Origin of the sequence: Streptomyces sp. SID13726, assembly GCF_010548375.1 — a bacterium.
In the GTDB taxonomy this organism is placed as follows: Bacteria; Actinomycetota; Actinomycetes; order Streptomycetales; family Streptomycetaceae; genus Streptomyces.
Window position 1 is genome coordinate 1 of sequence record NZ_JAAGLY010000703.1, and the last position, 405, is coordinate 405.

The 405-nt window shown below is 65.7% G+C and carries 1 pseudogene; it reads left to right on the plus strand.

The annotated features are described in order from the left end of the window. Positions 1 to 38 precede the first annotated feature (38 nt). Positions 39 to 405: pseudogene (locus tag G3I78_RS49860) on the plus strand (hypothetical protein); the annotation flags it as partial.

A 405-nucleotide genomic window follows, 5' to 3' on the forward strand; every position in this document is an offset into this window, starting at 1 on the left:
CGCTTCCGTCACTCCCGGAACAGACCTCCATCGCCGCCGTGCTCGGTGTACTCGACGACAAGATCGCGGCCAACACCCGCCTCGCCGCCACCGCCGACGACCTTGCGCGGGCTCTCCTTGCGTTGGCTGAGCCAAACGTGCCGGTAAGTGAGATCGCGGTGCACTCGCGGCTGACGGTCAGTCCCGAGGGGATGGCCGCGCTCCGCGTCGCTCACTTCAGCCTGCCCGCCTTTGACGTCGGAACCGGCCCCGAGGTCGTCGCACCTGAGTCGATCAAGAGCAACAAGTTCCTGGTCTCCGAACCGGCTGTTCTCGTCTCGAAGCTGAACCCGCGGTTTCCTCGCGTCTGGAACATCCCGCATCTTCCCGTAGAGCCCGCTCTGGCATCGACGGAGTTCGTCGTCC